The sequence below is a fragment of the Anaeromassilibacillus sp. An250 genome, assembly GCF_002159845.1.
Lineage (GTDB): Bacteria > Bacillota > Clostridia > Oscillospirales > Acutalibacteraceae > Anaeromassilibacillus > Anaeromassilibacillus stercoravium.
On the sequence record NZ_NFJK01000041.1, the window covers coordinates 1 to 7,015 of the forward strand.

Below are 7,015 nucleotides of genomic sequence, written 5' to 3' on the forward strand. Positions count from 1 at the left end.
GTTTCATCAAGGACGGGCTTCATGGTAAACTCGTCATGCTCAAAAAGCAGGTATTGTTCGGCGGCTCCGTAGTCGGCATTTTTAGAGTTGATATGCTTGAGTGTTGCCAACCGCATCACCTACTTTCTGTAAGACTTCATACTTGAGGGCGGCAAGGTCGGCTATGGCGGCGCGTACCTCGCCGGACAACGCATTGTAGGGTGCGCCGTACTCGTTCAGATACCGGGCAATCTGGTTGAGGTTGCCGCCAATCCTGCCGTACTCGGCGGCCAGCTTCCCGACAGCGGAGAGCAGTTCGTCATTGACCGCCGACACATGGATAACGGGGCGTATGGCGGTGCGCCGTATCGCCTGCCGGAGAAATTCGGACTGGCTGATACCATAGGGCGCAAGCCGCGCAGTGAAGTCGGCGTATTCATCTTCGGACAGCCGGGTTTTCACAACACGGCTGCGGTGGGGCGTGTTGTATCGCTTCGGCATAGGCTATAAACCTCCTTTCACTTATCACAAAAAATAGGCTGGTCTGTTAGGTATTTCCGGGACAGTTCCCGCAAAAAAACGGCCTGCCGGACGGAAATATTTTTGCGGCGCAAGCCGCCATAGCAGGGTTTGGGGAAGGCACTCCCCAACAAGTTTCCCGCGAGGGGCAAAACCGCAGAATTGCGGATTTTGGCACCGTGGTAGAAACTTGCTCTAAGACTGCCGCAGACTGCCCCTGTTTGGGTTTTTCCGTACATAGAGCGAACGGGGCGGGGCTTTCAGCCCGCTGTGCGCGGCCTTTTTTCTTTCGTCAAAGATACATTTGAAAGGCCGCCAGCTACCCGCTGTCCGGGGATTTTTTCAAATTTTCTTTTGCCTTAGTAATCCGGGAAACAGGATTTTGGCAACCGGCGGAGCAGAAAATTTTTCCTTTCACTCCCTACAACACCAGCAAAGGCAAAAATGACGGAAATACTGGAAATTTTCTCTTTGCTTCTTAATACGGACAAATTTCAAAAATGCCAAACGGACAACAAAAAAAGCAGCAAATCTTTTTCAGACTTACTGCTTTCGCTGGCCGCCGGTGGGCGGCTGGTATTCAGTTTTTCAGCTTATCGGTCAAAGCGAAACTTGAATAGTGCGGCAATTAGCTGCTGCTTCACATATTCCTCAACCTCGGCATTTACTTGACCGTTCATTTTAGAAAAATACCGGATATATCCGGCGTAATGGGAACGGACGGTGTTTATTGCGTCCGGGTCGCCCTCATGCGCCTTGACGATTGCTTCATAGGGGAGAAGTTTACTCATAGCGGTTTCCCTCCATGAGCCGCCGTAACCGCTGCAAGGTAAGCTGGATATGCCGCCCCGCTGTGCTGCGTGTCCGGCCGATATGTACGCCGATCACTCGCTGCGGCTGGCGCAGGAAATAGTAACGGAAAATTTCTTCCTGTGCCTGCTCCGGCAAACGGGCAAGGGCGGCGGCAAGTTCCGCATGGTACAGAACGGCGGTCTGGCCGCAGGCGGTAAAAAGATATTCTTCAAGCTGCTCCGGCTCGGCAAGCTGGACAAACTTCTCATTCATCAGATAGTCAAGGGAAACTTCCCGTTCCCACCTCCGGCGCAGCTTCAAAATTTTATCTATGGCTGCGTGACGAATGACAATCTTGCAAAAGGCGTTAAAGGTGTACTGGATATGGACTTTGTAGGCTTCATCTTCGGTCATGGAAATTCCCCCTCTCTGATAATAGTGCGGGGCGGCAGCACTCCTTGCTGTCGCCCCTTGATTGCCTACCAGCAAAGGCGGGCGGGGCTGTCAACGGCGGCGCAATGCGCCGTTCATCTTGACCGTTGACTGGCTCGGCTGGCTTTGCTATTTATGTTTTATGAGACAAACTGCTCCAATTCTTTCTTATCCACAGAAACCAACTTTTCAATGTTGCCGTCCTTGTCACGAACAACATTCAAGCTAACGCCGTCGCTCACACCTTTGTCGCAAAAAGTGTAATGTTCCTTGTCATAAAGGATATAGATAGGCTTTTCGCCGTACATCCAATGGTTAGAAGTCTTGTCATAGGAAACGCCAAATTCGGCGTAGGCGTCCAGGCTGTCATCACGATAATTCGGATCACCTTGTTCAAAGCTACCACTTTCGGCCGTAATTCCGGCCTTTTCCAATTCGGTTTTCAATGCCTCCTGCTCTTTGGTGTGAGCATTAAAGTCAGCGTCCGAGGATTGCTTTAGACCTGTCAGGGTTCCAGATTCATCTCTAATGGGTTCAACGTCTATCACGCCGTCATCATAGGAAAAACCATTCGTTTCATTAGAACTGATTTGATCCTTGAAGTAACGCACGACTTGCCCGTTATAGAAGAAACGATCCTTTTCCGTGTCGTATGTCATGCCATACGGAGCATAGATAGAATACTTTTCAGCAATCTCAGCCCGGCGTTCTTGCTCTGCTTTGGCCTGTTCCTCAGAGGAAAGGACTTCATCATTCTCGTAGGCTTGCGCCGAGGAAGCCTCGTCAGAGGAAATGGGAGTGCCGCTATCTTTCGCTTCCTCCAAAGGTGTTGAGCTGGTAGTTGACTGGTTGGGTTCCGTCTGGCTTGCCGCGCTTGCAGCACATCCACTTAAAACAGCCGATGCACAAAGCGCCATTGTGAGTAAAAGAGTTGTAATTTTTTGCTTTTTCATATTCTGAAACACTCCTTTCTGTTTCTGAATATATAGTAGCAGAACTGTTTGGGATACCATTGTGGCGAATATGTTTTTTATGTGTAGTTAAAAATACGGAGCAATCAAATTTGACCGCCCCGTATTTTTCAAAATTGGATTGAAAACAATACCCCTCTGTCTGTGTTTTTCAAACTGTATATTATATTGTGCTGTTCTAAAATAGTTTTGACGATATAAAGGCCTAGCCCACTTCCTCCTGTTTTCTTATTGCGTGACCGTTCTATTCTATAAAACGCATCAAATAGTTTCGGTAATTCATCATCTGGGATATGAACACCTGTGTTTTCCAATCTGAAATTTACCGCTCCATTTTCAGAAAACGCATTCATATAAATTGAACTACTTTCCGGGGAGTACAAAATGGCATTAGAAATAATATTGTTGATTGCTTTTTGTATCAACATTTTATCAGCAACAATATGCAAAGAAGGAGAAATATCTTCGTTCCAGTCGATTTCCTTTTGCACGATTAAATCTTCAAATAAAGCGTATTCTCCCTTTAGCAAAGCAGAAAAGTCTATCGTTTCTTTTCGCAGGCCTACTTTAGAGGATTTAATACGCGAAACGGTCAAAATTTCTTGTACCATATTCTCCATTGTATTGATGATTTCAAGGGAGCGCGATAAATATTTACTGCGATTCTGATAATCCCCTACATTCAGAATCATTCCCTCTGTCTGCCCTTTGATAATTGTAATTGGCGTTTTTAGTTCATGCGAAACAGCGGAAAAGAAGTCTAACTGTGCCTGTTCTAATTCTCGCTCATGTTCTATATCTGCCTGCAATTTCGCATTTGCGTTTTGCAGATTTTCTAGTGCCGCAGAGAGTTTCATCGACATTTCATTTAAGCTGTGAGCCAGAACACCGAGTTCATCAGTCCGATCTTCTTTACATTTCCAATTAAAATTTAACTCAGACATCTCTTTTGACACTTCGCTAAGACGCAGTACCGGCTTTGTAACATAGCGAGAATAAACAACTGACGCAATAGTGGCTATCGCAAGGATAAGAAAAAAGAGGATTAGAAAAACGCTTGCCAACGTATCCTTGAGCAAATCAACTTCATGGGCGCTCCCGGCAACCGTCAATGTATAAACCGTGTCTGACCCAGTAAACGAAAACAGGTAGCTATGTGTCGCTCGATAGGCCGCCGGATCGGCGTTTTCTGTTGCTATTCCTCCTGTGAGCAAACGCGGAAATTCAGTGCTCCCTTGTGAGGGGAGTTCTAGTTCATTTCCTGCGGTGTCGAATAATTGAAGTAGAACTCCATTATTATTCAAAAGAAATTCATCGAAAAGCTTTCCACTTTCCAGCGGGGACATAGCTTCTAATTCAGTAATAAATGAAGTTACCGTATTTTCTAAGTTTGTATCAAGAGTTGTACTATACGTCTTTGGAACAAGCCATGAAATAACGGTGTAGGTCAAAACACAGCAAATGCTGGTCAGCAAAAAGGTGATTACAAAAATTTTTGCAAATAAGCTCCCTTTAATTTTCTTTATCAATTTTATATCCCACCCCTCTGATTGTCTGGATGAAGTCAATCCCCAACTTTTTGCGGAGATTTTTGATGTGAGTATCTACAACTCTTTCATCGCCATAAAAATCATATTTCCACAGCTTATCCAACAAATTTTGCCGAGTAAGTACGCGTCCCTGATTTAGTAAGAGCTCCCTTAATACCTCAAACTCTCGCTGGGTGAGGTCGAAAGAAGCACCGTCTACCACAGCGGTATAGCTGTCCATATCCAAAACGAGATTTTTATAGGCAATCGTTTGGTGCTCCTGTTCCGGTATCATTGAACTTCTACGGAGTACAGCACCGATTTTGCGAACTAATATCGGCATGGAAAATGGTTTTGTAATATAATCGTCAACTTGCAAATCCAGACCTCGGATTTGTTCATCCTCACTGCTCAGGGCAGTCAGCATGATAATAGGGATTTGAGATTGCTTTCGGATTAACTCGCAAACAGTAAATCCATCAATTTTAGGGAGCATAATGTCTAAGAGTATCAGGTCAAAATGTATCGTCGAAAAGAGAGAGATAGCTTCCATACCATCATTGGCAATAGAAATTTCATATCCTACTTCCTGTAAAAAATTTCTCAAAAGTTCTTGAATATCTATGTCGTCTTCAACGATTAAAATTTTCTGCATAGTGCCGTCCTCCTTTTTCAATCAGCATATCACACTAATTTGTGATTAAAGTGTAGTTCACACATATTTGTTAGCTAAATTGGCCGCTCCAATTATAACATAGTTTATAGAGTGGATTATACTGTTTTCAGCGTCGAAGTATAATATTGGAATAATGGGCTGCTGTCTATCAAATTCTAGTGTTACTTTATCGCACATGAGCATTCGCGCCGGGGTTATCGGAGCCGTAGCCCTCCAGCAGGTTGACAACGCCCCACACGCCAAGGCCAGCGCCGAGGGCAATAACGAGGGTCTGCAAAGTGTTGATGGCAGAAGCGAAAAACTGCATATATTACTCCTTTTCTCCGGGCTATACCCGGCCATGAAAAAAGCCGCCCCGTGTAGGGCGGCAGCGTCCGTACCTCGGGACTCGTCGGCACAAACTTCGCTTTGCTACTTTGGGACAAAATGTCCCAAACTCCGCACGCTCCGTTGCGCCTCCTCTTCCCACAAAATCGCTGATTTTGCGGGAACCCTAAAAGCCCAAGGTTTTATACAAAAGCGTCTGGATCGTCGAGGTCGTCATAGTTGAGGATGTCCTCGTCCTCTTCTGTGAGCGCCTCGGCGGGCACATCCACTTCGTACACCTCACAAGCCTCGTTGGGGCCGGGCCGCCTGCGGCGGTTTATCAGCCTGTCGAGGTTAAAGGCGTTTTTCTTGTCGGCCTCAGCCGTAAACTTGTAGTTGGGGTGTTGCTTCAGATCGTATTTGCGGGAATAGAACGGGGGCAGGCCCCGGAGCTGCAAGATGCACCGATCACCGGGCATTGTGGCAAGCTCGCTGGGGGTCATCAGCTCCCGGCCCAGCCGCTGGATGTTTTGGCTGTAACTTTCGGACTGGCCCCGTGTGCGGCCATCCGTCTGCATGGAGATCGTGGACTTGCCCAGCCAGTTTTCCGATATTTCCTTGATAGTGCTGGCCTCGCGGCCACCGAGGAATATCACGCTGTCCATGTTGCCGAGGATCGTTTCCGCATTTTTATCGTAAATGGCCTTGCATTGAGCAAGCTGCTGATAGAGCAGTACAAGGCTCACCTCGCGGGAACGAATGACGGCCACCAGCTTTTCCAGCCCCGGCACTTGGCCCGTATTGGCCGCCTCGTCCCACAGGACGCGCACATGATGGGGCAAGCGGCCCCCATGCACATTGTCGGCCCGTTCACACAGGAGATTGAACATCTGCGAAAAAGCGAGAGCGACCAAAAAATTGTAGGTGCTGTCCGTATCGCTGATGCAGAAAAATGTTGCCGTCCGTCTGTCACCCATACGGTCAAGTTCCAGTTCATCGTAGCTCATAATCTCCCGGAGCTGGGGGATGTCAAAGGGAGCCAGACGAGCACCGCAGGAAATCAAAATGCTTTTGGCCGTCTTGCCGCTGCTTAACTTGTACTTTTTGTACTGCTTCACAGCAAAGCAATCCGGCTTTCGCTTTTCCAACCCGGCAAACATATAGTCCACCGCGTTCATAAAGTCCTCGTCATCCTCCTTGACCTCCATGCCGGAGATCATGTCCACCAGCGTATTCATATTGCGATCTTCCTCCGCGCCCTCGAAAATGATATAGCCCAGCAGGGCGCAGTATAGGAGCGTTTCGGCCTTCGTCCAGAACGGATCGCCCTCTTTGCCCTCGCCCTTGGTGTTGGAAATAAGGGCATTGACGAACTTTAGGATGTCGGACTCGTTCTTGATATACGCCAGCGGGTTATAGTGCATGGACTTGGAGAAGTCGATGCTGTTGAATACCTTGATTTTGTACCCCCGCTTTTGGAGAAAGCTGCCCACTTGGGACAGGACGCCGCCCTTCGGGTCTACCACCACGAAAGAGGAATGGGCCTGTAAAAGCTGGGGCGTGAGCCAAAAGCGGGTTTTGCCCGAGCCGGACGATCCGATGACACAGGTATTGAGGTTTCGGGCGTTGGCCGGGATCTTGGGCCGGGTGTTCATGGTGAGAAACTCCGTCCCGGTCAGAATGACATTGTTTTCAAACTTGGGATCGACAAAGGGCTTGATGTCCTTTTCGTTTCCCCATGAAGCGTTTTGTCAAGTGCTATTTTGAGTTATTGACGCACAATCAAAGTGAAAGCGCGAAAGTGCAAAGCG

At 47.6% G+C, this 7,015-nt stretch carries 6 protein-coding genes and 3 pseudogenes; all 9 read right to left on the bottom strand.

Features of this window, described 5'->3' with window-relative positions; genetic code table 11:
* A pseudogene (locus B5F54_RS17450) lies at positions 1 to 110 on the bottom strand (relaxase/mobilization nuclease domain-containing protein); the annotation flags it as partial.
* Entirely contained in the window at positions 82 to 480 is a 399-nt protein-coding gene (locus B5F54_RS16790) for a plasmid mobilization protein (RefSeq protein ID WP_087221209.1), read from the bottom strand. The gene B5F54_RS16790 and the pseudogene B5F54_RS17450, both read right to left, overlap by 29 nt.
* Positions 481 to 1,091: 611 nt before the next feature.
* Positions 1,092 to 1,289 carry a helix-turn-helix domain-containing protein gene (locus tag B5F54_RS16800; protein WP_087235302.1) on the bottom strand — a complete coding sequence of 66 codons (198 nt, stop codon included), beginning with the start codon at positions 1,287 to 1,289 and terminating at the stop codon, positions 1,092 to 1,094.
* Entirely contained in the window at positions 1,282 to 1,704 is a 423-nt protein-coding gene (locus B5F54_RS16805; RefSeq protein ID WP_087235303.1) for an RNA polymerase subunit sigma-70, read from the bottom strand. Before B5F54_RS16805 ends, B5F54_RS16800 begins: the two co-directional genes overlap by 8 nt.
* Before the next feature lie 158 nt (positions 1,705 to 1,862).
* Entirely contained in the window at positions 1,863 to 2,675 is an 813-nt protein-coding gene (locus B5F54_RS16810) for a hypothetical protein (protein ID WP_072853766.1), read from the bottom strand.
* Between the two features lie 128 nt (positions 2,676 to 2,803).
* The gene (locus B5F54_RS16815; protein ID WP_087235304.1) at positions 2,804 to 4,222 is read right to left on the bottom strand and encodes a HAMP domain-containing sensor histidine kinase; all 1,419 of its coding nucleotides are present in this window, start codon (positions 4,220 to 4,222) and stop codon (positions 2,804 to 2,806) included.
* Positions 4,206 to 4,877, bottom strand: a complete 672-nt coding sequence (locus tag B5F54_RS16820; RefSeq protein ID WP_072853762.1) for a response regulator transcription factor — start codon at positions 4,875 to 4,877, stop codon at positions 4,206 to 4,208. Before B5F54_RS16820 ends, B5F54_RS16815 begins: the two co-directional genes overlap by 17 nt.
* Before the next feature lie 199 nt (positions 4,878 to 5,076).
* Positions 5,077 to 5,205 (bottom strand): annotated as a pseudogene (locus B5F54_RS16825) (Maff2 family mobile element protein); the annotation flags it as partial.
* 202 nt (positions 5,206 to 5,407) lie between these two features.
* Positions 5,408 to 6,952 (bottom strand): annotated as a pseudogene (locus tag B5F54_RS16830) (VirD4-like conjugal transfer protein, CD1115 family); the annotation flags it as partial.
* Positions 6,953 to 7,015 lie beyond the last annotated feature (63 nt).